Genomic DNA, 24153 nt, shown 5'->3' with positions numbered 1-24153 from the left:
CACGCGCTAGAATCGCCCCCTTTCCAGCCCGGGGCTGTATCCCCCGGGCCACCAACGGACACCGAATGTCGCAGCAAACCACCATCCGCAAGTTGGCCGAACTGGTGAACACACCGGTCGAGAAACTGCTGGAGCAGCTGTCCGAGGCGGGCATGAGCTTCAACGGTCCCGACCAGGTCGTGACCAGCACCGAGAAGATGAAGCTCCTCGGTTTCCTCCGGCGCACGCACGGCAAGGGCGAAACCCCGGCCGAGGAAGGCGACGCGTCGAAGAAGATCACGCTCAACCGCCGCAAGGTGCAGGAAGTGACGGTCGCCTCCGGCCGCACCAAGAGCACCGTGGCCGTCGAGGTTCGCCAGAAGCGCACGTACACCAAGCCCGCCGACGGCGCCTCGCAGGTCGATAGTTCGCCTGCCGCACAGGCCGCCATTGCGCAGGCCGATCCCGAGCGCGCCGAGATCCTGCGCAAGCTCGAGGAATCGCGGCAGCGCAACCTCAGCGAGCAGCAGCGCCTGGCCGAGACCGACGCCAAGCGCAAGGCCGACATCGACGAGCGCAAGCGCCTCGAAGAAGAAGCCGCCGAGCGCGAACGCCAGGCCGCCGCAGCGGCGGCCGCCGCCGCAGCCGAAGCCGTCGTCATCGAGGAAGCCGCCAAGCCGAAGGCCGGCCACCATGGCCACCCGAAGCCGCCGGCGCCGCGCGTCGACGACAAGGCCGCCGCACACAAGGGCAAGGGCAATGCCGCCCCCAACCGCGGCTCGCACGCGATGGTCACGTCGATCGAAGACGACGACAACGCCGCGCGTTTCGCCGGCCAGTTGCACCTGAGCGCGCAGGAACGTGCGCGTCGCGGTGCTTCGCGCGGCCGTCCGAAACAGCGCCGCTCGCTCGACCAGTCGCGCACCGGCACGGGCTTCACCCGTCCGACCGCGCCGATCGTCCGCGAGATCACCATCGGCGACGCCATCACCGTGGGCGACCTCGCCCAGAAGCTCGCGCTCAAGGGCGGCGAGGTGGTGAAGCAGCTGTTCAAGATGGGCGTCATGGCGACGATCACGCAGTCCATCGACCACGACACCGCGGTGCTCGTCACCGAGGAACTCGGCCACAAGGCCGTGCACGCCGATGCAGGCGACGTGGAAGACGTGTTGCTCGCGCACACCGAAGACCAGCTGGGCCAGAAGGAATCGCGCCCGCCGGTCGTCACGATCATGGGTCACGTCGACCACGGCAAGACCTCGCTGCTCGACTACATCCGTCGCACCAAGGTGGCCGCGGGCGAAGCCGGCGGCATCACGCAGCACATCGGCGCGTACCACGTCGAAACCAACCGCGGCACGATCAGCTTCCTCGACACGCCGGGCCACGCAGCGTTCACGCAGATGCGTGCGCGCGGCGCAAAGATCACCGACATCGTGGTGCTCGTGGTCGCGGCCGACGACGGCGTCATGCCGCAGACGATCGAAGCGGTGCAGCACGCGAAGGCCGCGGGCGTTCCGCTGATCGTCGCGGTGAACAAGGTCGACAAGCCGGGCGCCGATCCGCTGCGCATCAAGAACGACCTGCTCGCGCAGGGCATCGTCGCCGAAGAATTCGGTGGCGACACGCAGATGGTCGAGCTCTCCGCCAAGACCGGCCAGGGCGTCGACAACCTGCTCGATGCGATTTCGCTGCAGGCCGAAGTTCTCGAACTCAAGGCCGTTTACGAAGGCCGCGCCAGCGGCACCGTGATCGAGTCCTCGCTCGACAAGGGCCGTGGCCCGGTCGCGACGGTGCTCGTGCAGCAGGGCACGCTCCGCAAGGGCGATTACCTGGTGTGCGGCATCCAGTACGGCCGCGTGCGCGCGCTGTTCGACGAAACGGGCAAGCAGGTGCCGGAAGCGGCGCCGTCGATCCCGGTGCAGGTGCTCGGCCTGTCGGGCGTGCCCGATGCCGGCGACGACTTCACCGTGGTCGAAGACGAGCGTCTGGCGAAGGACGTCGCGCAGCAGCGCGATGCCAAGCGTCGCGAATCGCGCCTCGTCAGCCAGGCGGGCAACCGCATGGAAGACATCATGGCGCAGATGGGCGAGGGCGCTGCGCAGCAGTCGCTCAACCTGTTGGTCAAGGCCGACGTGCAGGGTTCGGTGCAGGCCTTGCGCGAAGCGCTCACCGGTTTGTCGAACGCGCAGATCCGCATCAACGTGATCGGCGGCGGCGTGGGCGGCATCACCGAGTCCGACGCCACGCTGGCGGCGACCTCGAAGGCGACGATCATCGGCTTCAACGTGCGCGCCGATGCCTCGGCCCGCCGCGTGATCGAATCCAACGGCGTCGACCTGCGTTACTTCTCGATCATCTACGACGTCATCGACCAGGTGAAGCAGATCGCCTCGGGCGTGCTCGGCAAGGAGATCCGCGAAGAGATCATCGGCATCGCCGAAGTCCGCGACGTGTTCCGCAGCTCGAAGTTCGGTGCGGTCGCCGGCTGCATGGTCATCGAAGGCGTGGTCAAGCGCACCAAGCCGATCCGCGTGTTGCGCGACAACACCGTGGTCTTCGAAGGCGAGCTCGAATCGCTGCGCCGCTTCAAGGAAAACGTCGACGAAGTGCGCAACGGCACCGAGTGCGGCATCGGCGTCAAGGCGTACAACGACGTCAAGCCGGGCGACCAGATCGAATGCTTCGAGCGCATCGAGGTGCAGCGCACGCTGTAAGGCGTACGCGCAGCCCGCATGGCGCAGAAAAGCTTCCATCGCACCGACCGCGTCGCCGCCCAGCTCCGCCGCGAGCTGGGCACGCTGGTCCACCACGCCGTGCGCGAGCACGGCCTGGCGTCGACCAGCGTTTCCGACGTCGAAGTCACGCGCGACATGGCGCACGCCAAGGTGTTCGTCACCGTCCTGCAGCCGGAGAAGGCGAAGGAAACGGTGAAGGCGCTGAAGGCGCTCGCGCCGGAAATCCGCTACCAACTCGCACGCGCGATGAAACTGCGCCACGTGCCCGAGCTGCATTTCCATTACGACGATTCGGTCGACAAGGGCGAGCGCATCGATCAGCTCCTGCGCGACGCCCCGACTCCGACCCAGGGCGACGAGGCCTGAGCCGCTTGAAGCAGCCGGGGCCGAAGCGAACCTTTCGCAAGCTCGACGGAATCCTTTTGCTCGACAAACCGCAGGGCCTGAGTTCCAACCAGGCCCTGCAGCGTGTCCGGCACCTGTTCCGCGCGGACAAGGCCGGCCACACCGGCAGCCTCGATCCGCTCGCGACCGGCCTGCTGCCGGTGTGTTTCGGGGAAGCGACCAAGATCGCCGGCGGCCTGCTCGGCGCGCGCAAGGCGTATGAAACCGTCGCGCACCTGGGCATCACCACCGACACCGACGACGCCGAAGGCCAGCCATTGCGCGAACGGCCGGTGCCGCACCTCACCATCGGCGCCATCGACGCGGCGCTTCGCACGCTCACCGGGCTGCAGGTCATGCAGCGCCCACCCATCTATTCGGCGCTCAAGCGCGGCGGCGAGCCGCTGTATGCACGCGCGCGTCGCGGCGAAATCGTGGAAGTCGAGCCGCGCCCGGTCGATGTCCACGCCTTCGACCTCATCTCCTCCGCCGACCTGCTGCACGGCCAGATGCCGCTGCTTCGACTCCACGTCGAATGCGGCTCGGGCACCTACGTGCGCAGCCTCGTGCGCGACCTGGGCGAAGCGCTCGGCTGCGGCGCGCATGTCGCGCAGCTGCGGCGGCTGTGGGTCGATCCCTTCCGCGACCCGCGCATGTGGACGCTCGAAGCCCTGCAGGAACTGGCCGAACGCGGCGAACGCATGCTCGATGCCTGCCTGCTGCCGATCGAAACCGGCATGGCCTCATGGCCCGAATTGCGCGTGAGCCAGGCGCAGGCCCAGCGCCTTGCGCAGGGGCAGACGGTGGCCGGCTTGCGCTCCACGCCCGGCAGCGTCGCCCTGTACGACGAAGGCGGCCGTGCGCTGGGCCTTGGCGAAGTCGACGGGGAAGGGCGGCTGCGTCCGCAGCGCCTGTTCACGTGGGCCGCAGCACTCGGCCAACCCCCGGCGATCGTGTCTAAACCCTTGTCCTGAAAGGGTCGCGAGGCTTACAATCCCGCGGCTATTCGTTCCACCCGCAACACCCTCATCGTCCCCTCAACAGGCGGGCACGCGGTGCGCACCGGTCGCGACATTCCGGGCGTTCCTGCAAGCCTCGCATCCAGGAGTTAGCAAGCAATGTCCATCGATTCCGCGAAAGTCATCAGCGAACACAAGCGCGGCGACAACGACACCGGTTCGCCGGAAGTCCAGGTCGCCCTGCTCACGGCCCGCATCGAGCAGCTCACGGGCCACTTCAAGACCCACAAGCAGGACCACCACAGCCGTCGTGGCCTCCTGATGATGGTCAATCGTCGTCGCAGCCTCCTCGATTACCTGAAGCGCAAGGACAACGAGCGCTACAAGAGCTTGATCGAGAAGCTCGGCCTGCGCCGATAAGCGATACCCGAACCGCGGCGCAGCGATGCGCCGCGGTTTTGTTTTTGGGCGCCGCCAATGGCGCCAGCCGCAACCGGCAAGGGTCGGTTGAGGTCCATCCGAAAGCACTGCATCCAAGGAATACACCCGTGGCGAAAATCACCAAGACCTTCCAGTACGGCAAGCACGAGGTCACCCTCGAAACCGGCGAGATCGCGCGCCAGGCCTCCGGCGCCGTCGTCGTCAAGATCGATGGCACCGTACTGCTGGTCACCGCCGTCGCCGCCAAGTCGGCGCGCGAGGGGCAGGACTTCTTCCCGCTCACCGTCGACTACCAGGAAAAGTTCTACGCCGGCGGCCGCATCCCCGGTGGCTTCTTCAAGCGCGAAGGTCGCCAGACCGAAAAGGAAACGCTGATCTCGCGCCTGATCGACCGCCCGATCCGTCCTCTGTTCCCCGAGGAATACAAGAACGAAGTCCAGATCATCGCGACGGTGATGTCGCTGAATCCGGAAGTCGACGGCGACATCCCGGCGCTCATCGGCGCCTCGGCCGCGCTCGCGCTGGGCGGCACGCCGTTCCAGGGCCCGATCGGCGCCGCCAAGGTCGGTTACAAGAACGGCCAGTACATCCTCAATCCCTCGACGAGCGAACTCGTTGATTCGGAACTCGAACTCGTCGTCGCCGGCACGTCCAACGCCGTGCTGATGGTGGAGTCCGAAGCCAAGGAACTGTCCGAAGACGTGATGCTCGGCGCGGTGATGTTCGGCCATCGCGAAATGCAGAAGGTCATCAACGCGATCAACGAGCTGACCGTCGAAGCCGGCACCAAGCCCTCGACGTGGACCGCGCCGGCCAAGAACGCCGCGCTGATCTCCGCGATCCAGGAAGCGTGCGGCACGCAGCTCTCGCAGGCCTACCAGATCCGTCACAAGGGCGAGCGCAAAGACGCGATCTCCCTGATCAAGAAGGACACGTGGACGTCGCTGACGGGTCGCGCGGAAGCCGAAGGCTGGCTGCCGGCCGATTTCGGCAAGGAATTCGGCGAACTCGAATACAACACCATGCGCAACTCGGTGCTGTCGACGAAGGTCCGCATCGACGGCCGCGCGCTCGACACCGTCCGCCCGATCAACTCGCAGGTCGGCATCCTGCCGCGCACGCACGGCTCCTCGCTGTTCACGCGTGGCGAAACGCAGGCGATCGTGGTCGCCACGCTCGGCACCGCGCGCGACGGCCAGATCATCGACGCCGTCGGTGGCGAGTACAAGGAACACTTCCTGTTCCACTACAACTTCCCGCCTTACTCGGTCGGTGAAGCCGGTCGCATGATGGGCCCGAAGCGTCGCGAAATCGGCCACGGCCGCCTCGCCAAGCGCGGCGTGCTCGCCGTGATGCCGTCGATGGAAGAGTTCCCGTACACGATCCGCATCGTGTCGGAAATCACCGAATCCAACGGCTCCTCGTCGATGGCCTCGGTCTGCGGTTCCTCGCTTGCGCTGATGGACGCCGGCGTGCCGGTGAAGGCGCCGGTCGCGGGTATCGCGATGGGCCTGGTGAAGGAAGGCGAGCAGTACGTCGTGCTGTCCGACATCCTCGGTGACGAAGACCACCTCGGCGACATGGACTTCAAGGTGGCCGGTACGCAGAACGGCATCTCGGCGCTGCAGATGGACATCAAGATCCAGGGCATCACCGAAGAGATCATGAAGGTCGCGCTGGCACAGGCGAAGGCCGGTCGTCTCCACATCCTCGGCGAGATGGCCAACGCCATCACCACGCCGCGTGGCGAGCTGTCCGAGTTCGCGCCGCGCCTGCTCACGATGAAGATCCATCCGGACAAGATCCGCGAAGTCATCGGCAAGGGCGGTTCGACGATCCAGGCGATCACGAAGGAAACCGGCACGCAGATCGACATCCAGGACGACGGCACGATCGTCATCGCGTCGGTCAACGCCGCCGCCGCCCAGGCCGCGAAGGCGCGCATCGAGCAGATCACGTCCGACGTCGAGCCGGGCCGCATCTACGAAGGCAAGGTCGTCAAGCTGATGGACTTCGGTGCGTTCGTGACCATCCTCCCGGGCAAGGACGGCCTGGTCCACGTGTCGCAGATCTCCAACGAGCGCGTCGAGAAGGTCAGCGACAAGCTCAAGGAAGGCGACGTGGTGAAGGTCAAGGTCCTCGAAGTCGACAAGCAGGGCCGCATCCGCCTGTCGATGAAGGCCGTCGAAGAAGGCGAGGGCGTCACGGCCGAGTAATCGCCGCGCGCATCGCTGTAAAGAAAACAGGCCCCTCGGGGCCTGTTTTCGTTTTGGGAAGCAGCGTCACTTCGGACGGACGCCTTGCGTCGAGACTCACTTCGACCTTGTTGCCGTCCCCTTCGATGTACCGGCAGGCGGCCGCCCGTAGAGCAGTTTCAAACGGTCCAAGTCGACCGAGCCTCCCTCGCCTGGGATCTCCAGGAAGTGCGGTGTCTGCCAACGTTGCGTTCGTTGGGCCTGCCGACTCAGCGTCACCACCCATGGTGGGTAGATGCGAATCGCGCGCTTGCCGCCCCAGCCGTCGTGCGACAGGACACCCTGCTCGAGCAGTACCGACCGCGGAAACACGAACTGACCAAATCCCGCGGTGGTGCGTGTGCTGATGACGTAGAAGTCGAAACCATCCGACGCGTCGAAAGGCTGGATGGCGCCAGTTCCGTAGCGCTTCCATAACGTCACGAACTGACCAACCTTCCGCGGCGTCGTCTTCGCAACTCGAAAGCAAATGGAAGCCGAGTCGAGTTTGAAGACGCACGCCGCGTACTCGGTGCTCTCACGTTCGGCGCGAAAGTCCGTCAGTTCGAACTTGCCAGGATCGAAGACAAGCGCCTTCGTCGCCACGAGATCATCGTGAATGGCTCTGCCCTCATCGAACGGGAAATACGCGTTATCCGCGAACCTCGATCATCTTCCAGCCGTTACCCGAGGGGTCGCGGAAACCGGCATCGACGGCGCCGTAACGTTCCGTCGGCTCCTGTGTAAATTCCACGCCCTTCTCGCGCATCCGCGCATACGCCTTGCGACAGTCGTCGACGATCAGCACCAACGGCGGCATCGCACCCTTCGCAACGAGTTCGCGCGCACTCTGCGCGGTGGCCTCATCCAGCACCGGCGCCTGCGGCGCGAACAGCCCCAACTGGAACGACGGCTGCTCCGGATGCTGCACCGTCAACCACCGATAGTCCCCGTTGCGCGCATCGGTGTGCACGCGGAACCCCAGCTTGTCGACATAGAACTGCAGCGCCTCTTCCTGATCGCGCACATACACACCAACGACTCCGACGCCCTGGCTCATTCGACATTCTCCGTTGAAGGTGCGGCGATCCTACGACCCGCCTCCCGCCGGCGCTTCTCCGAAACTGCGATGGTGAGCTTCGGCCGCCGCGCGGCCTTGAGATGACAAACCGGCACGGCCTCCGGCGCATGCGACGCCGCACGCTCCCGCGCACGCAACCCACCCGGACTCTCACCCGTGATATCGCGAAACGTACGCCCGAACGTCCCCAAGCTGCTCCACCCCGTCTGGAACGCGATGTCGGTGATCGACAACTCCGTCTCGCGCAACAACGCCGTCGCACGCTCAATGCGGCGAGTCAGCAAATACCGGTGCGGCGGAACCCCGAACGCTTCCTTGAAACAGCGCGCGAAGTGCGCCTCGGACACTGCGCCCACTTTAGCCAGCCGCTCCACCGGCCATTCCTCATGCGAACACGCATCCATGCGGTCCTTCGCGCGCAATAGGCGGCGCAGCAGGTCAGGGTCTTGGGGCGGGCGAGGAGGCATACGCCTCGAGTTTATCGGAGCCTCCACCAGCGGGGCGCATCGGCACGCCGCGCTGGATGTCCTTTTGCTACACGAAGAGCGAGCCACGCTCCGCAAAAGGACATCCAGCACGACGCACCGCTGCGCGCGACGGCTGATGTTTTCGCGACACCCCTTGGTGAATGCGTGCGACGTGCGGATCGGCGCGCGCCAACTGCCAGCACACCAGACCTTCGCGGTGATTTGATGGGCGGAGCGCCCGCCTCGCCCTCAATGATCGGCCAGTGCGAAGCTTGCTTCGCACCCATCAACGACGGCTCGGGCGACATCCGCTGATCGAAGCGACCCGCAAGGTGATGCCCCAGCGACGCGCCAACAGGTTTCGAACACCCAATCAGTGCAACGCATCCAACCGAGCCAACAGCAACCCCGGATCCACCGGCTTCACCAGATGCGCATCAAACCCACAGGCCGCCGACCGAACCCGATCCGCATCCGACCCCCATCCCGTGGTGGCCATCACCGCGATCTTGTCCCCATCCGGCATGGCCCGAATCTGCTGGCACGTCTCGTACCCATCGAGCGTCGGCATCCCGAGATCGAGCAACACCACATCCGGCCGCCGCTCCGCGATCGCGTCGAGCGCCGCGCGCCCGTCATACACCGTGCGCACATCGTGCCCGCGCATCTGCAGGAACAACGCCATCGAATCGGCACTCTCGTGATTGTCGTCGGCGACGAGAATCGACATCGCATCCCGATGGCGCACCACCGGCCAATCCCCGGTTTCCTCGATGCGCGCCCCGGCCGCGAGCGGCAACCGCACGATGAACTCGCTGCCTTGCCCGAGCCCCGCGCTGCGCGCCTCCACCGTCCCGCCATGCTGTTCGACCAAACTTTTCACCAGCGTGAGCCCGATCCCGAGCCCGCCCTGCGAATGCGCACGCCCATGCTCGCTCTGCGTGAACATGTCGAACACCTGCGTCAACATCTCCGCCGCCAGCCCGATGCCGTCGTCGTGCACGCGCACCTCCACCATGTTCCCCTCGCGCTTGGCCTGCAACGTGATGTTGCCGCCGGCGGGCGTGTACTTCGCCGCGTTGTTGAGCAGGTTGGTGAATACCTGCGCCAGGCGCATCGGGTCGGCTTCGAGCGGCAGCGCTTCGGGCGTCGCTTCGACATGGAAATGGTGGTTCGCTTGCTCCAGGAGCGGCCGACTGGTTTCGATGGCGCCTTCGAGCACGTCGCGCAGCGTGACGCGTTGCCTGCGCAGTTCGATCTCGCCGCGCGTGATGCGCGAGACCTCCATCAGATCGTCGACCAGCCGCACCATGTGCGAAACCTGCCGCTCCATCATCCCGTGCAGCTTGTGCAGCTGCGCGTCGTCGCCTTCGGTCGCGCGCAGGATGTGCAGGCAATTGCGCAGCGGCGCCAGGGGATTGCGCAGCTCGTGGGCGAGGGTGGCGAGGAATTCGTCCTTGCGGCGGTCCGCGGCGCGCAGGTCTTCCAGCGCCTGGCGGCGTTCGATCAGGTCGGCCGCCTGGCGCGCGAGGATGTCGACCAGGCGCAGGTCGCGTTCGGCCGGCATGTGCGGGCGCGTCCAGTGCGTGGAGATCATGCCGACGATCTGCCCGTCGCGTGCGAACAACGGCGTGCTCTGCACCGCGGCGATGCCGGTGCGGCGATAACGATCCAGATCCGTCGAGCCTTCCATCGAAGGCTGGTGTGCGATGTCGTCGATGATCATGCGCTGTCCGGCGCGCATCGCCTGCGCGCTGCAACTTTGCGAAGCGGGGCCTGCGTCGATCCACGTCCATTCGGTGGTCGATTGCGGCGTGAAGCCGCGCGAGGCCAGCAATTCCAGTTCACCGCCGTTGCCGCGCTCGGGGTGCAAGCGTTGCAGCACGGCGAATTGCGAACGCATGATCGCCATCGCCGCGGCGACGATGTTGTCGTACAGCGCATCCTCGCTTTCCTCGTGCACGAGTTCGGCGCTGATGCTCTGCAACAGCGTGGCATCGGCGAGTTCGGCTTCCAGGCGCGCTTCGCTCTCGCGCACCGCGGCCTCGGCGCGTGCGCGCGCGATCGCGGCCCAGGTGCGCTCCCCGGTTTCCTCGATCAACGCGATCTCATCGCCGGCCCACAGGCGCGGCGTGGCCTGGTGCACGCTCAGCAACGCGGCAAGGCGGCCGCGCTTCACCAACGGCACGCTGACATGCGCGCGCACCTGCACGCGCTCGTACGCGTCGCGCTGCGCTTGTCCCAGCGTGCTGGACGCGTAGGCATCGTCGAGCACCACCGTGCGGCCGGCGCGCAGGCGTTGGCCGATCTCGTCGCCGAAGGCCGCCAGTTCGTGGTTGCCGCCCACCGTCGGCACGCCTTCGCGGCAGTGATCGGTATGCACGCGCACGGTGTGGCCGTCTTCCGACATCTCGGCGTAGAGCGTCCGGTCCGCGCCGAGGTGTTCGCACAGCGCGGTGGCGGCCGTGCACTGGATCTCGACCGGGTCCGACAGCGGCCGCAACAGATCGCTGAACGACACGCGGAACGCGGCGCGCGCGGCGGAGCGGCGCATCAGCGCTTCGGCCCGCTTGCGTTCGGTGATGTCCAGCGCCATCGCGACGATGTAGCGCCGCCCATCCTTCAGCAAGCCGGGCGACGACGCAGCGAGGCTCCACGTGCGCGGCACGCCGTTGCGCGTGAGGATCTCGATGTCGGTCTGCACCATCGCGTGGTCGCCGCCGAAGATGCGTTCGATGGCTTCGTGGAATTCCTCGTCGCGAATACCGTAGGCGCGTCGCAACCATTCCTGCAGGACCGCCGCGTCGTTCTTGGTGTAGCCGGTCAGTTCGGTCCAGTGGCGGCTGAGGTTGAGGATCTCGCCGTCGGCGGCATGCAGGCACAGCGCGAGCGGCGCGTCCTCGACGGTCCGCCGCAACTGCGCTTCGTTCTCGCGCAGGCGATCCATCGCGCCGCGGCGCTCGGTGTCGTCGAAGTTCACGCCCGTCATCGCCACCGCGCGGCCCTCGGCGTCGTACACGGCGCGCCCGCGCGACACGATCCAATGCACGCTGCCGTCGGGCCACACGACGCGGAAGTCGGCGTCGTAGTCGCCGCGCGCGCTGATGGTTTGCGACAGCGCGCTGCGCATCGCATCGCGGTCCTCGGGATGGATCAGCTCTTCGAAGGCGCGATGGAAATCCAGGGACTCGTGCGGTTGCAGGCCGAAGTTCGCCTTGCACTGGTCGGAGGCCTGCGTTTCCAGGGTGTTGAGGTCCAGGTGCCACGTGCCGAGGCGCCCGGTTTGCAGCGCGAGTTCCAGGCGATCGGCCTGGTCGCGCAGGGATTGTTCGAGCCGTTTGTGTTCGCCGATGTCGATGACCACCGCGACCGAGCCTTCGTACTGTCCATCCGGCCCGCGCAGCGCGCTTACGCTGGAGCTGCCCCACATCGTCGTGCCGTCCTTTCGGCGATAGCGTTTCTCGAGCGTGAGGCTCGGCATGCCGCCTTCCAGTCGGCGCAGCGCGTCGGTCGTGCGATCCAGGCATTCGGGATCGGTGATGTCCAGCAGATGCTTGCCGACGAGCTCGTCTTCGCGATAGCCGAGCATGCGACACCAACACCGATTGACGTAGGTCATGCGGCCGTCGACGTCGGCGACGAACATGCCGGCGACGGTCTGGTGCAGGATCGTGCGCAGTCGGCGCTCGCTGTCTTCGAGCTTGTCGACCGCGTGCGCGCGTTCGATCCAATCGGCGGCCTGGCGCGAGAGCAGATCGAGGAGCAACAGATCGCGTTCGCCTGGCACGCCGTCGCGGTGATGCGTACTCAACACGCCGAGGACGCGGCCGTCGCGTGCGAGCAGCGGCGCGGCCTGGATCGAACGGATGCCGCTCTTCGCCAGGGCTTCGCGCGTGTCGTCGTCGAAGAAAGGCGAGAACGCGACGTCGTCCACCATCAGGCGGCGCGCGGTGTGCGCGCATTCCTCGGCGAGCGCGCTCGCGCCGGTCGCGTGGTGGAAGTCGGCGAAGCTGTGTTCGAATCCGCGGCTGGCGATCAGCTCCAGGTCGCCGTCTTCGCGCAGCATCCGCAACTCGCCGCTCTGTGCGCCGGTGATGATGACCGCCGCGGCGACGACGTCTTCCAGCAGTTGCTCTTCATCCTCGTCGTCGCGCACCAAGCGCGTGCTCAGGCGCTGCAGGCGGCGAAGATGGTCGATCTCCGATTCGTGCAGCTGCAGCGCGGTGCGCAGCGCGTGGGGCCAGTTCGTCAGCGGGCCGAGCGGGGTGGCCGCCCAGTCGAACGCATGCACGCGCCGCAGCCAGTCGCCTTCTCCGGCACGTCGCTCGGCGTCTGGTCCATGCGTGTCCATCGTTCCTGTAACGAATTCCTCGCGTGCGAAGACCCTACTGCTTCGCAACGGATGGAAGCGTGGAGGACGGCCGCCTGACGAGCTCCAGGCCCGCGTAGGCGATCGTCGCCACCACCAGCGGCGCGAGGAAATAGCACGCCCGATAGGCGATCAGCGCGCCGATCAATTGCGGCGCGGGCACGCGATGGCCGAGCAACGCGATGAATACGGCTTCGGCGACGCCAATGCCTGCCGGGATGTGCGCAATCGCGGTTGCAACGGCCGCGAGCAGCAATGCGCCGATCACCTGCGCATCCCCCACCTGGGGGAGGAAGCACGCGACGGTCAGGCCCATGAGCGTCCAGTTGGTCGTCGCCATCGCGATCTGGAGCAGCGCCAGGCGGGGCGTCGGGAAGCGGAAATGATGTCCGCGGACGTGGAATACGCGCCCGTGCGTGGTGAAGCACGCGATCAGGTAGGCCACGCCGATGCCCAGCATCAGCACACCGAGCGCACGCATGCCGGCGCCCGGGGCCAGTCCGAAAACGTGGAGGGGGAAGTTGGGCGGCGGCACGAGCGCACCGCTCGAGAACAAGGCGCCGGCGAGTACGAAGAAGCCGATCCAGTTGGTCGCGATGCAGAACGCGATCACGCGCGTGACGCGCCCGATCGGCACGCCTTCGCGCCCGTACATGCGCAGCCGGAATCCCGCGCCGCCGACCGCCGCGCCGATGTTCAGCGCGAAGGTGTAGGCGATGAAGGAAATCAGCATCACGCGCGCGGTGGGTACGTCGTGCCCGGCGTAACGGCGGGCGGCCAGGTCGTAGCCGGTGTAGAGCAGGAAACTCGCGGCGGTGAGTGCGAACGCGGTGGCGAGCGTCGCGGCGTCGAGGTTGCGCAGTACATCGCCGACCGCATGCCAGTCGAGCGATTGTCCTGCGCGCCACAACAGGTACGCCACGCCGCAGAGGAAGGCGACGAAGACCACCCGCTTCGCGCGCGCGAGCCACGGGCGGCGATGCGTCATGGCGTGTCCGCCGGCGCGGTGATGCGCACGAGCTGCGGCGTATGCGCCGGCAACAGCCCCGCCCAGCGCGGGAAGCGTTGCAACACATGGAACAACAGCGGCCGCGTGAGATCGGTCCACCAACTGCGTTTGCCGAGATAGGCCGCATCGACGGTGTGGCACTGACGCTGGCGAAGTTCAGTCAGACTCGCCTGCAGTTGCGAAGCGAAGGCCGCATCGCGCACGAACACGTTCGACTCCAGGTTCAACGCCAGGCTCAGCGGATCGAGGTTGCTCGACCCGATGGTCGCCCACGTGCCGTCGATCAACGCAACCTTGCCGTGGAAGGGCCGTTCGCAGTATTCGACGATATCCACGTGCGCGCGCAGCAAGTGCCGATAGAGCGTGCGCGTGGCGGGGTGGGCGATGGGCGTGTCGGATTCGGCCGCGACGAGCAGGGTGACGCGCACGCCACGACGCGCGGCGCGGCGCAGTTCGCGCAGGAAGCCCCAACCGGGGAAGAAGTAGGCGTTGGCGATGATGATTTCGCGCTTCGCTTCGCGGATCGCGCGGCGGTATTCGCGTTCGATCGACGTGCGGCGACGGCGGTTGTCGCGGAGTTCGAAGAGGACTTCGGCGGTGCCTGCTTCTTCCTGCGGGGTTGTAGGGGGGCTGAGCCCCCCTACGACCCCGATGGAGGGTTGCGTCGATTCTTGTGTCGCCGGATGCTTCCACCGCTCGCCCGTCCCATCGCCCGCAAGCGCCGCGCGCGCGAAACTCAGGATGTCGGCGACCACCGGCCCTTCGATCTCGACCGCGTAATCCTGCTTCCCCTTCGGATCGGTTTCCGCGAGGTGATCCACCGAATAGTTGATGCCGCCGATGAACGCGCGCGTGCCATCGACGATCAGCAACTTGCGATGCAGGCGCCGGAACACGTTGACGCGAATCCCGACCCAACCCGGATGCGGATCGAACACATGCACGCGCACACCGGCGGCCACGAGTTCGGACAGGAACTCGGGCGAGAAGTCGGGCGATCCGTAACCATCGACCGTCAGATCGACGCGCACCCCGCGATTGGCCGCCTGGATCAACGCGCGTTGCAGATCCCGGCCCACCGGGTCCTCGAACAGGATGAAGGTCTCGATGATTACCTCGCGCTGCGCGGCGGCGATCGCGGCGAACGCGCGCGGGAAGAATTCCTCGCCGTTCTCCAGCAATTGCACGCGATTGCCGGAGCGCCAGGGCCCCGGTGCGCGCGGCCGTCGCCAGCCCAGGCTCACCACGCCACCTTCGCCAGCAGCGGCACGTGGTCGGACAAATGCGTCCACGGTTTCTTCGTCAGCACGTTGGCCTCGATCACGCGCGCGTTGCGAATGTACAACCGATCCACCGGCAGCATGGGCCAGCGCGCAGGGAACGTGCGCGCATGCCGGCCTTGCGTGGCGAGGAAGACTTCGGTCAGCCCGCAACTATCGAGCACAGGATGGCCGCGCTCGCGCCAATCGTTGAAATCGCCGGCGACGATCAGCGGCGCCGCGCGCGGGATCGCGTCGTGCACGATTTCGCACAACAACCGCAATTGCTTCTGGCGGTGCGATTCGCGCAGACCCAGGTGCACGCAGATCGCATGCAGGGAATACGGGCCGTCATCGACGTGCAACTGGCAATGCAGCAGCCCGCGCTCTTCGTGCCCGGTGATGGTGACATCGCAGTTGCGATACGCGCGGATCGCGTACTTCGACAACAACGCGTTGCCGTGATGACCGTGCGGATACACCGCGTTGCGCCCATACGCGGCGTGCGACCAGATCGAATCGGCGAGGAATTCGTACTGCGGCGTGTCGGGCCACTTCGCATGCCGCTGCTTGTGCAGTGCGTGTTCGCCGAGGACCTCCTGCAGGAACACGAGATCGGCCCCGATGCCACGCACGGCCTCGCGCAACTCGTGCAGCACGAAGCGGCGCCCGAGCAGATCGAAGCCCATGTGGCAATTGAGGGTGAGGACGGTGACGGCCGGCACGGAGGAGGGGACTCGGGAGATGCCGGGATTGTGCGGGTCGCGCCCGTGACGGATGGGTCAGCCGAACAGATCGGTCTGCGCGGCGTTCAGTCGGTCGGCGTCGATGAAGCCCGACAGGCCCACGCCGACGAGGCGATAGCGCGTGCGCGAGGGCAGGTCGACACGTTCGCGCAACGCACACGCGATGTCCGCGACGGCTTCCAGCGACGCCGGCGGCTCGGGGGGCGTGAGGCTGCGCGTGAGAATGCGGAAGTCGTCGGTCTTCAGCTTGAGGACCACGGTGCGCGCGATGCGTCCGTGCGGGTCGGCGCGTTCGCGCTCGTAACCGCGCCAGGCTTTCTCCGCGAGGCGACGGATGTGGTCCTCCATCTCCGACAATCGCAAATCGCGTTCAAAGGTGTCTTCCGCACTGATCTGCATCGTCGGGCGTTCGGATTGCACCGGATGATCGTCGATGCCGTGCGCGAGTTCGTGCAGGCGTCGCCCCCATCGACCGAACCGTTGTTCGAGCGCCGCGGGACCGAGCACGCGCAGGTCCGACACGGTCGACACGCCCAGTTCCGCGAGCTTGGCTTCCATCACCTTGCCCACGCCCGGTAGGCGACCGACGGGCAAGGGCGCGAGAAAGGCGTCGACCTGGTGCGGCCGGATCACGAACAGGCCATCGGGCTTGTTCCAGTCCGAGGCGATCTTCGCGAGGAACTTGTTCGGCGCGACCCCGGCCGATGCCGTGAGTTCGGTTTCCTCGCGGATCTCCGCGCGAATGGCCTGCGCGGTGGCGGTCGCGCTCGGCAAACCGGTGAAGGTCTGGGTGACGTCGAGGTAGGCCTCGTCGAGCGAAAGCGGTTCGATCAGGTCGGTGTGGCGCCCGAAGATTTCGCGCACCTGTTTCGAGACCGCCTTGTAGCGCACGAAATCCGGAGGAACGAACACCGCCTGCGGACACAGACGTTCGGCGCGGATCGCGGGCATCGCCGAGCGCACGCCGAACTTGCGCGCTTCATAACTCGCCGCGCACACCACCGAGCGTGCGCCACGCCACGCAACGACCACGGGGCGACCGCGCAGCGACGGGTCGTCGCGCTGCTCGACGGACGCATAGAACGCGTCCATGTCGACATGCAGGATCTTGCGCTGTGGCGTGTCTTCGCTCACCGCCAGAACGGAATGAAATCGGCGTCGGGCGCGTCGTCGTGCGGGCCGCGCTGCGGCAGGGTGATGCCCAGCACGTGTCGGCCCTGGGGAAGTTGGCGCACGTCGATCATCGCGATGAGCGCGGGACGGCTGGTCCGCGCGTCCTCGCCGATGTCGAAGGCCGGGCCGATCGGCTTGCCGTCGAGCGTGACGGGGCGGACGTGTTCGGCGTAGCACTTCAGTTGCTCTTCCGTCGGCAAGGTGCCGCAGCGTGCGTCGAGTGCGGGTCCGTCGCGGTCGGGCACCCAGGGCACGATCAACTGGACATACGGGCCGATCACCACCGCCGATTGGATGTAGGGAGCGACCGGGCTGCGGATCGGATCGCGACGGTCGTCGTAGTGCGCCGGGTCCACCGAACGCGATGGCACGTCGTCTTCGTCGGGGAAGGCGTCGTAGCTGCCGTAGGCGTCGGGATTGCGCGCGATGTAGTAGCTCGTCGAGGCGGCGATGGTCGCGATCATGAAGATCGACGCGATCAGCACGATGGTTTTCCGCCGCCCGCGATGGCTGGAGAGCAACGCGAGTGCGGGGTTGTTCGCCATGCCCACGCCGAGCTTCGAATACAGGCCGAGCACGGCACGCAACACGCGCGTGCCGAAGCTGCCCGGCGCCATGCGCGCGCCGAAGCGCTTGTCGACGCCCATCGCGATGCCGTAGGGCAGCATCACCAACGCCACGCCCCACATCACCCACATCGTGTTGGCGCGCAGGCCGAAGCGTGCCTCGAGCATCCAGGCCACGCTGATCAGCGTGGCGGCGACGAGCGTCACCACGCACAGGATCGAGGCCAGCACGACGCCCATCGCGAACACCATCGTCGCGCGGTTGTCGGCGCGATCGATCGCGTCCTCCATGCGGCCCAGGCGCTTGCTTTCGAATTCGCGCGCATTGGGGCCGAGATGGAAGTGATCCCAGTCCACGCCCTTGGGATAGATCGACAACATGCCCACCAGCGCGATCCAGCGCGCACGCAGCAGCAGGTGGATGACGAAGGTGACCGCCAGGATGATCGCGGCGCTCTTGGCGTAGACATAGACGACGAAGAGCAGCTTCGCCCAGCGATCGACCAGGCGCGGCGCCCAGTCGAGGATGTAGTTGTCGAGCAGTTCGGGCAGTTGCAGCATCGCGAACACCGCGACGCCGGAGATCAGCAGCTCGACTTCCCACGTGGGCGTGGTGTGGCGGGGCAGCGTGGAGGCGCTGTCGTCGTGCTCGGTCATGGCAAACCCCTGCGGGAGTGCACGCAGGATAAAGCACGCGGCCCCGGGATCACCGGGGCCGCGGGTTGGAGCCTTGTCGCGCCGGGATCAGACCGGCGGGGGGAGGTAGAACTTGAACGGGCAGGGCGTGGGCTTGATCACCGTGACGGTGCCGCTGTTGATCTCGGTGATCCACGCGAGCAACTGCTCCTGCGCCGGGCGGTTGATGTCGCCGACCGGGGTGTTGCCGTCGGCGAGCAGCGCGGCGTTGGCTTCGTTCAACAGGGCGGTGATCGATTCGTTCGCGGGCTTGTAGAAGTTCGCCCCGCTCACGTAACCGGCATCGATGTTGAGCCGCAGGATCGCCACCTGGCGGGACAACGCGTAGGCCATGTTGGTCGTGCTCGCGTTGTTGACCCAGTTGACGAAGGTCGTCCAGTTCTGCGCCTGCGTCGGCGTGGCCAGCGTGGTGGTCAGGTTCCAGTTGCTACCGCTGGAGGACCGCAGGTTCAACTGGTTGAGCGCGTTGAACTCGGGGTTCATCGTCGCGCCGTCGTTGACCTTGGTCTGCCCGGAGGCGGTGATCCACCAGGACTTCGGCTTGCCGCCGCTCTTGCAGTCGCAGTAGTTACCGAACTCCACGATCGTCGTTTCGCCGACGGTGAGCGTCAGCCCCGTGACCGGATTGGTCGGCGTCGGGGTGGACGTGCCGTTGACGATGGACGCGGACTGATGCCACGTGCCGCCGCCCAGGCCTTCGGTGACCGAATAGGTCAGCGTCGGATCCAGGCCCGTCACGCTCACGATGCCATCGGGCGATTGCGTCAGCGCTGCGCCGGAACCACCGTTGCTGTCGCCCAGCGTCATCAGCCAACCGAACAGGGGCACTTCATCCGGATCCCACTCGCCGTTGGCGTTGGCGTCGTAGAACTTGTAGATGCTGATGTCGGCGGTTTCGGGTTCTTCGGCAGGCAGCTTGACGTGGAAGTTGTCGGTCTTGCTGTCGCTGTTCTTGAATCCGCCATTGGCGTTGTAGTCGGACAGGCGCGTGATCCAGACCTTGTAGACGCCGCCGTTGTTGGGCGTGTCGTCGAAGGGCGCCAGTTGTACGCGGACGCCAGCGCAAGGCGGGTCGACGGTGTCGACGGCGTGGTCCACGGCGGACTGCGCGACGCCGCCGACGACGGTGAACTGGCGATGCTCGATCGTGTCGCTGCTCAGCAGCACACTGCCGGACGGATTGGTGACCTGGAAGACGTAGGTGCCGTCGGGGATCGCAGCGGCATCGCAATTGGCGTTGGTCGGTCCACCGTTGAGGTAGACGTCGGCCTTGCTCTCGTACTGGTTGACGTTGACGTTGCCGTCGGTGTCGGTGGTGAAGATGGCGCCGCTGATCGAAGCGGCGAAGGCGGTTGGCGCCAGGCACGTTGACAGGACGAGTCCTGCCATGCGCAAGCGCACACGATGATGAGCGTGTGTCATGGTCTTGCCCCTGCTCCGGAGTGATCGCGATTTGGGGATCGCAGCCTGTTCAACGCCGTGATCACCATGTGCAGGACGACCGTTCGTCGCGGTTTTTGGTGAATGCGCGTTACGGACTCAGCGGCAAATTCGCGACACTCAAATGTCGCAGCAAGCGTGAAAGCGAAACGACGTCCTGATGGTTGTGCGCGAGCACGCGGCGCAACGTTTGCGCGCTACCGCCGCGCAGGAACGACAACCACGCGGCGGGTGCTTCGGAACCGGGCAGGTCGTCTTCACGCACGATGCGAAGCACCTGGCGTTCGATGGTCGCGAGCCGACAGTTTTCGTACACGCCGCGATAGCGACGGCGCGTCGGGTAGAGCAAATCGACGTGGGCCAACCCGGCGAGGGGATTGCTTTGGCGCGCAAGCCGATAACGTGTGGCGAGCAGCGGCGCGTCGTAGCACTTGCCGTTGTAGCTGACGAGCACCGTGTCGGGCGCGACCCACGCGCGGAATGCATCGAGCATCGCCGTCTCCGCGGCCATCGTGCGCATCGTGAGCTGGCGGATGCGCAGCGCGCCGCCGTGCCAGTCGGCGGCGCCGATCATGAAGGCGCGCGTGCCGGTGCCGCCGGCCAGGCCGGTGGTTTCGGTGTCGAAGAAGAGCATGCGCGCCGGATCGAGCGCGTCCTTGCGATCGAAGGCACCGCAGAAGGATTCGGGTAGCGCGTCGTCGGGGACGAGCGCTTCGCGCAGGTGGAGGCCGGGGGCGATTTCGACGCCGGGCAAAGTGCGGTCGACGTGGGGCGCAGGAGCGATGGGCATCGGATCGCGCACACGCAACAACTGTCGCAGCTGCTCGATCGCCAGCGCCCCCCGCCCCGCATCGCGGGGAGGGGCCGGGGGAGGGGCGCTCTCCATTTGTGCCGGCTCGCGAATCGCGATATCGCCACCGGCTTGGCGCTTGAGTTGTTGCAACTTGGCGAGCGTGAGGCTCATGCCGCCTCCAGTGCGCCGAGCACGCGCAGCGCGAGTGCGCGCGGCGAATCGACGGTGGCTTCCTGCATTTCGAGCACGGGACCGACGCACGCGGGGCAGCCGGCTTTGCAATCGCAGCGTTCGACGAGCTCGCGCGCGAGCACGACGAGTTCGTGCTGGCGACCCCACAAGGGTTCGCTCTGGCCGACGCCGCCGGGATAGTTGTCGTAGAGGTAGACCGTCGGCACGAAGCGGTCGTGCACGTTCGGATCGGCGACGCTGCCATCGGTGCTGCGCAACTGCCCGCGCCCGCGACCATCGGCGGTGGCGAACCACGCACCGTCTCCGCTGCCGACGGCCTTCTGCAGGTCCGCCGCATCCGCCATCACCGCGACCTTCGCGACGACGTGCAGGGCGTACGCCGCGCCGAGGAAACCATCCAGCGCATCCTGCCGCGACTCGAAGCGCGCATCGAGCGTCTCCTGCGGCAACTGCCACCACAGCGAACTGGTGTGCATTTCCTGGTCGGGCAGCGTGACCGGCCCGTAGCCGATGTTCTCGTGCGTGTAATAGCGGATCTTCTTGTAACCGGCGACACGGCGCACGACGTGCACTTCACCGTGGTGGCACGTGCCCGCGCCCGCGATGCAGCCGTCGAAACGCTCGAGCACCTTGAGCTTGGTGTAGTCGATGGCGTCGGTGTAGTAATCCACGTGCGTGCGCGTGACGTAAGCCTTGCGGCCTTCCCAGTCCAGGCGCTCCACCTGGTAGGGCGTGGACTGCACCATGTGGATCGCGCCTTCGTACAACATCAGCGGCGCGGACGAGTAATCGACTTCCGCGATGATCACCTGGCGCCCATCGGTGCGATCCACGACGACGAAGTTGCCGTCGGCGACGGAGCGCAGGCTCACCGCGTTGGCGGGATAACTGTCGGCGATCCATTCCCAACGCCCGCCTTCGGAATGCACCACGCCGTCCTGCGCGAGCAGTTCGAGATAGACCGACGGATCCACCGGGCCGAAGCGTTCGCCGTCCAGGAAGGGCAACTCGAATGCGGCGCAACGAATGTGGTCGAGCAGGATCACCGGCTGGTCGGGCGCGATGCGCGCATGTTCCGGCGTGGAAGCGGAGAAGAACTCCGGATGGCGCACGACGTATTGGTCGAGCGGATCGGAGCTCGCGACGAGCACGCCGACGGACGCCTGTTGTCGACGACCTGCGCGTCCGAAGCGCTGCCATGTGGCGGCGACGGACCCCGGATAGCCGTTGAGAACGACGACATCGAGGCTGCCGATGTCGACCCCGAGTTCCAGCGCGGAGGTCGACACGATGCCGTCGATCCGGCCCTCGCGCATCGCGCGCTCGGCGTCGCGGCGTTCGGTTGGAAGATAGCCGCCGCGATACGCACGGATGCGCGCAGGCTTGCGGGGATCGTGGTCGAAGACGTCTTTCAGGTACTTCGTCAGCACTTCCACCATCGTGCGAGATTGCGCGAACACCAGCGTCTTGAGCCCCGCACGGATTGCGGTGCGCGCAATCTTGTTGCTCTGCGAGCGCGCGGAGGCGCGCAGGCCGAGATCGGGGTTGACCACCGGCGGGTTCCACAACAGCACGTGTTTGTCGCCACTCGGGGCGCCGGAGTCGGTGATCGCCGTGACATCACTCTCGATCAGCGTTTCGGCATGGTCCTTCGGATTGCCGATCGTCGCCGAGCACAGGATGAATTGCGGGTGCGCCCCGTAGAACGCGCACACGCGCCGCAGGCGGCGCAGCACATTGGCCAGGTGCGAGCCGAACACACCGCGATAACTGTGGATCTCGTCGATGACGACGTACTGCAAACCTTCGAAGAACTGCGCCCACTTGGTGTGGTGCGGCAGGATGCCCTGGTGGAGCATGTCCGGATTGCTGACGACGATGTCCCCGTTGAGGCGGATCGCCTGGCGTTGGTCGCCGGGTGTGTCGCCGTCGAACGTGGCGGTGCGCAGGCCGAGATCGCCGGCGCGGTTGAGTTCGATCAGTTCGGCGACTTGGTCCTGCGCGAGCGCCTTGGTCGGGAAGAGGTAGAGCGCCTTCGCCTGTTTGGTCATGGCGGCGGCGACGACGGGCAGGGTGTAGCAGAGGGACTTGCCGGAGGCGGTCGGCGTCGCGACGACGAGGTGTTCACCGCGCTGCGCGGCGTCCCAGGCGTCGCGTTGGTGTGCGTAGAGTTGGGTGACGCCGCGCGTCTGGAGTGCGTTGGCGAGGGCGGGCGGAAGTGTGTCGGGGAGTTCGGCGTAGCGGCCTTCGCGACCGGGAATCAGGAAGTGCCCGGTGATCAGCGCGGCGTGCTTGCCCGCGAGTTTCGTGGCGAGCAGGCCACCATCGCGGATGCGCGGGGCAGGCGGTGCGGGGTGTTCGAACAGCGTCAGTGCCGACATCGATGCGTCTCCTTGCGACGGTCGATGTTGTAGTGACGTGTTGTCTCAGGGGATGAGAACTGGGGTGCGCGGAACGATCGTCGTTGTTGGTGGTGCGGCTCCACCAGACGGGCGCAGCGGCGCGCCGCATTGAAGGCCACATTGCTCCGCAAGAGCTCAAGCTCCGCAATGTGGCCTTCAACGCGACGTCCACTGCGCGCTATTCGTCGGGTTGCTCGACAGCTTGGTGGGGATGGTTGCGTCGCTTGTTGATGGATGCGCGCCTACAGCCAGCACACCAGACGGGCGGACGCCTTGCCCGTCGAGGACATCTTGGAGCCGAGCTCCGGTCGCGCGTTCTCCTCGATGTCCTCTCTCGGGCATCGGCGCCTTCGCGGCGAGTTGATGGCAGAGCGGCTGCGCTGAGGTCCCATCTTCTCTCCCGAAGGGAGAGAAGCACCGCTTCGCCGCTTCGCCCCTCAGATCGCCGCGAGGAACGTCGCCTGCCAGAGGCGACGAAGTCACGACGGTGCGCGCGCCGAGGTGGGCGACGTTCCGTCCATCTGGTGTGCTGGCAGTCGGCGCGCACCCATCAGCGCGTATCGCAAACATTCATCAGGTGCTGTCGAGAGACCATCAGGCCTGATGCGCAGCGGTCGTCGCGTTGAAGGTCACATTGCGGAGCGTGAGCTCTTGCGGAGCAATGTGGCCTTCAATGCGGCGCGCCGATGCGCCAATCTGGTGTCGGCGAACAAGCAACAGCAACGAATGGGTCTACGTGCTGCACCTCGGCGCTTACCCCACCCAAAAAGAAACCCGCCGTGTGGCGGGCTTCTTTTTGACCTCCCCTGCAGGGGAGGTGGGTCATTCTTCGGATGCAGGCGCCGGCGGCGCTTCGCCGCCCAGCATCTGCTGGATCATGTCGGCGAGTTCGGATTCGCTGAAAGGCTTGGTGATGTAGGCCTTCGCACCCTGGCGCATGCCCCACACACGGTCGGTGTCCTGGTCCTTCGTGGTCACCAGCACGATCGGGATGTGCTTGGTAGTGGCCTCGCGCGTGATCGAACGCGTGGCCTGGAACCCGTTGAGGTTCGGCATCACCACGTCCATCAGGATCAGGTCGGGCAACTCGCGCTTGGCGGCTTCCACGCCCGCGGCGCCGTCTTCGGCGGTGAGCGCTTCGTGGCCAAGTTTTTCGACGATGCGGCGAATGCCCATCAGCTGGGAGGGCGAGTCGTCGACGATCAGGATGCGAGCCATGGGGGTC

At 66.4% G+C, this 24153-nt stretch carries 18 protein-coding genes; 5 read left to right on the top strand and 13 right to left on the bottom strand.

The window, feature by feature from the left end:
• Positions 1 to 65: 65 nt before the first annotated feature.
• From infB to pnp, 5 genes are all read left to right on the top strand, one after another.
• Positions 66 to 2696, top strand: coding sequence for a translation initiation factor IF-2 (infB, locus tag GN331_RS12500; RefSeq protein WP_156642593.1), 2631 nt, complete (start codon positions 66 to 68; stop codon positions 2694 to 2696).
• A gap of 18 nt (positions 2697 to 2714) precedes the next feature.
• Positions 2715 to 3083 carry a 30S ribosome-binding factor RbfA gene (gene rbfA / locus GN331_RS12495; RefSeq protein WP_156642592.1) on the top strand — a complete coding sequence of 123 codons (369 nt, stop codon included), beginning with the start codon at positions 2715 to 2717 and terminating at the stop codon, positions 3081 to 3083.
• A 5-nt stretch (positions 3084 to 3088) separates the two neighbouring features.
• Complete coding sequence (truB, locus tag GN331_RS12490) at positions 3089 to 4075, top strand: tRNA pseudouridine(55) synthase TruB (RefSeq protein ID WP_156642591.1); 987 nt, start codon at positions 3089 to 3091, stop codon at positions 4073 to 4075.
• 144 nt (positions 4076 to 4219) lie between these two features.
• Entirely contained in the window at positions 4220 to 4480 is a 261-nt protein-coding gene (gene rpsO / locus GN331_RS12485) for a 30S ribosomal protein S15 (protein ID WP_156642590.1), read from the top strand.
• Positions 4481 to 4608: 128 nt separating this feature from the next.
• Positions 4609 to 6717 (top strand): polyribonucleotide nucleotidyltransferase, encoded by a 2109-nt coding sequence (pnp, locus tag GN331_RS12480; RefSeq protein ID WP_331713477.1) that lies wholly within the window; start codon positions 4609 to 4611, stop codon positions 6715 to 6717.
• 96 nt (positions 6718 to 6813) lie between these two features.
• Here the strand turns inward: pnp and GN331_RS12475 are convergent, their stop codons facing one another.
• From GN331_RS12475 to pilH, 13 genes are all read right to left on the bottom strand, one after another.
• The gene (locus GN331_RS12475; RefSeq protein ID WP_197427120.1) at positions 6814 to 7341 is read right to left on the bottom strand and encodes a MepB family protein; all 528 of its coding nucleotides are present in this window, start codon (positions 7339 to 7341) and stop codon (positions 6814 to 6816) included.
• Positions 7342 to 7387: 46 nt separating this feature from the next.
• A complete protein-coding gene (locus tag GN331_RS12470; RefSeq protein ID WP_156642589.1) occupies positions 7388 to 7795 on the bottom strand; it encodes a VOC family protein in 408 nt (135 codons plus the stop codon).
• Positions 7792 to 8283 (bottom strand): helix-turn-helix domain-containing protein, encoded by a 492-nt coding sequence (locus GN331_RS12465; RefSeq protein WP_156642588.1) that lies wholly within the window; start codon positions 8281 to 8283, stop codon positions 7792 to 7794. Before GN331_RS12465 ends, GN331_RS12470 begins: the two co-directional genes overlap by 4 nt.
• Before the next feature lie 373 nt (positions 8284 to 8656).
• Positions 8657 to 12634 carry a PAS domain S-box protein gene (locus GN331_RS12460; RefSeq protein WP_156642587.1) on the bottom strand — a complete coding sequence of 1326 codons (3978 nt, stop codon included), beginning with the start codon at positions 12632 to 12634 and terminating at the stop codon, positions 8657 to 8659.
• Positions 12635 to 12668: 34 nt separating this feature from the next.
• Positions 12669 to 13640 (bottom strand): lysylphosphatidylglycerol synthase transmembrane domain-containing protein, encoded by a 972-nt coding sequence (locus GN331_RS12455; RefSeq protein WP_156642586.1) that lies wholly within the window; start codon positions 13638 to 13640, stop codon positions 12669 to 12671.
• Positions 13637 to 14905 (bottom strand): cardiolipin synthase ClsB, encoded by a 1269-nt coding sequence (clsB, locus tag GN331_RS12450; protein WP_331713476.1) that lies wholly within the window; start codon positions 14903 to 14905, stop codon positions 13637 to 13639. The genes GN331_RS12455 and clsB overlap by 4 nt, the downstream gene beginning before the upstream one ends.
• Positions 14902 to 15645: an endonuclease/exonuclease/phosphatase family protein gene (locus tag GN331_RS12445; RefSeq protein WP_331713475.1), complete on the bottom strand. Its 744-nt coding sequence runs from the start codon at positions 15643 to 15645 to the stop codon at positions 14902 to 14904. The genes clsB and GN331_RS12445 overlap by 4 nt, the downstream gene beginning before the upstream one ends.
• A gap of 57 nt (positions 15646 to 15702) precedes the next feature.
• Positions 15703 to 16806: a DNA polymerase IV gene (gene dinB, locus GN331_RS12440; RefSeq protein WP_425489293.1), complete on the bottom strand. Its 1104-nt coding sequence runs from the start codon at positions 16804 to 16806 to the stop codon at positions 15703 to 15705.
• Positions 16797 to 18062, bottom strand: coding sequence for a hypothetical protein (locus tag GN331_RS12435; protein WP_156642585.1), 1266 nt, complete (start codon positions 18060 to 18062; stop codon positions 16797 to 16799). Before GN331_RS12435 ends, dinB begins: the two co-directional genes overlap by 10 nt.
• 87 nt (positions 18063 to 18149) lie before the next feature.
• A complete protein-coding gene (locus GN331_RS12430) occupies positions 18150 to 19490 on the bottom strand; it encodes a hypothetical protein (RefSeq protein WP_156642584.1) in 1341 nt (446 codons plus the stop codon).
• A gap of 142 nt (positions 19491 to 19632) precedes the next feature.
• Entirely contained in the window at positions 19633 to 20505 is an 873-nt protein-coding gene (locus GN331_RS12425) for a ribonuclease H-like domain-containing protein (protein WP_156642583.1), read from the bottom strand.
• Positions 20502 to 22907 carry a DEAD/DEAH box helicase gene (locus tag GN331_RS12420; protein WP_156642582.1) on the bottom strand — a complete coding sequence of 802 codons (2406 nt, stop codon included), beginning with the start codon at positions 22905 to 22907 and terminating at the stop codon, positions 20502 to 20504. The genes GN331_RS12425 and GN331_RS12420 overlap by 4 nt, the downstream gene beginning before the upstream one ends.
• Positions 22908 to 23750: 843 nt before the next feature.
• A complete protein-coding gene (gene pilH / locus GN331_RS12415) occupies positions 23751 to 24146 on the bottom strand; it encodes a twitching motility response regulator PilH (RefSeq protein WP_156642581.1) in 396 nt (131 codons plus the stop codon).
• Positions 24147 to 24153 lie beyond the last annotated feature (7 nt).

The sequence above is a fragment of the Noviluteimonas gilva genome, assembly GCF_009740395.1.
In the GTDB taxonomy this organism is placed as follows: domain Bacteria; phylum Pseudomonadota; class Gammaproteobacteria; order Xanthomonadales; family Xanthomonadaceae; genus Noviluteimonas; species Noviluteimonas gilva.
Note: the sequence above shows the minus strand (reverse complement) of the source record. Positions and strands in the feature narration are given on the sequence as shown.